Below are 1,549 nucleotides of genomic sequence, written 5' to 3' on the forward strand. Positions count from 1 at the left end.
CCGGCGGAGGAGACCCGGCAGTCCTGGCGTCGGGGGGGGTGCCGCCAGGACTGCCGGAGTGCGAGGGGGAGGCGGGGAAGGGCCGCCCGGCCGGTCGGGGACCTGAGGCGCCGGCGCACGGCACCGGCCCTCGGCACCGGCGTACGAAGCCGANNCCGGCGGCCCCGTCGATGTTTCACGTGAAACATCGACGGGGCCGCCGGGTGCCCGTTTCGTCAGACCGTGAGGCCCTTGCCGCGCAGCCAGGACAGCGGGTCGATGCCCTGGCCGCCGGAGGTGTGGACCTCCAGGTGCAGGTGCGGGCCGGTGACGTTGCCGGTGGCGCCGACCCGGCCGATGGTCTCGCCGCCGCCGACCTGCTGCCCGGCGGCGACCGTCATGGAGGACAGGTGGCAGTACCAGACCTCGGTGCCGTCCGCCAGCTCCAGCACGATGCGGTAGCCGTATGCGCCGGACCAGCCCGCCGATTTGACCGTGGCGGCGTGCACCGCCTTGGCGGGGGTGCCGGTGGGCGCGGCGAGGTCGAGACCGGTGTGGTAGCCCGAGGACCACATCGCGCCGGCCTGGCCGTAGGTCGAGGTGATGGTGTACGAGGAGGTCGGCAGCGACCAACTGGCGGCGGCGGCCTCCTTGGCGGCGCGCTGCTTGGCCTCTTCCTTGGCGGCCGCCTCGGCCGCGGCCTTCTCCTTGGCCGCCTTCTCGGCGGCGGCCTTCTTCTTCTCCGCCTCGGCGGCCTTCTCGGCTTCGCCCTGCTGCTTCTCGGCCTCGGCAGCGGCCACTTCGGCGGCCTTCTGCTCGGCGGCGGTCCGCGCCTCGGCGTCCGCGGATGCCTGGGCCTGCTCGGCCTGCTGGAGGATGCGGGCGCGCAGTGCCTCACCCGCGTCGGCGGCGGAGGCGTCGTCCTGGCCGGCGGGCTGCGCGCCGCTGAGGGAGACGGTGGCCAGGGGCGCGTCCTCGCCGGACGCCTGGACGTCCGCCGTGGCGCTGTCGTCGCCGGACGGGTCGTCGTCCGACAGCAGCGCGCCGATGCCGGGCAGCGAGGAGGCGTCCGGCAGGTTGTCCGTGACCGCGTCCGGCAGGGATATGGAGACCGGGGGCTTGCTCTGCGCGGTGGCCATGCCGCCCGCGCCGACCGCCGCGATGACGCCCACGCCGAGCACGGTGGAGCTGCGGGCCAGTCCGCCGCGCTGCTTGGCGACCCGGTGGCGTCCGCGCACGGGGCGGACGGTCTCCTCGGTGGGGTTCCACTCGCCGAACGTCCCATCGGCGGGGGCCGCGTAAGCGTCCTCGGCGGGGGCCGCGTACACGCTCTCGGCGGCGTACATGCCGTCAGCGGATGCCACATGGGCGCCGTTTGCTCCGGCCGCGTCGGGGAAGACGGTGGAGACGAACGGGACCGCCGCGGTGGCGGTGCCGGAGGAGCCGAGAGAGCCGGCCGCACCCTGAGGGGTCGCGGGGGCAGGGCTGTTGGACGCCACGGAGGCGTACTCCTTTCCTTCCTTCAGCGCCTACCGGGTTAGCTGACGGGTTCGGAGCAGGAAGGTCTCCT

The 1,549-nt window shown here is 74.7% G+C and carries 1 protein-coding gene and 1 riboswitch; the gene reads right to left on the reverse strand.

Annotation, left to right across the window (positions count from 1 at the left end; translation table 11 throughout):
• Window positions 1-215: 215 nt before the first annotated feature.
• Window positions 216-1,478, reverse strand: a complete 1,263-nt coding sequence (locus tag C6N75_RS29600) for a M23 family metallopeptidase (protein WP_407703291.1) — start codon at window positions 1,476-1,478, stop codon at window positions 216-218.
• Window positions 1,479-1,490: 12 nt separating this feature from the next.
• Window positions 1,491-1,549, reverse strand: a riboswitch (cyclic di-AMP (ydaO/yuaA leader). This riboswitch is flagged as partial in the annotation.

Origin of the sequence: Streptomyces solincola (genome assembly GCF_002982015.1) — a bacterium.
GTDB classification, from domain to species: domain Bacteria; phylum Actinomycetota; class Actinomycetes; order Streptomycetales; family Streptomycetaceae; genus Streptomyces; species Streptomyces solincola.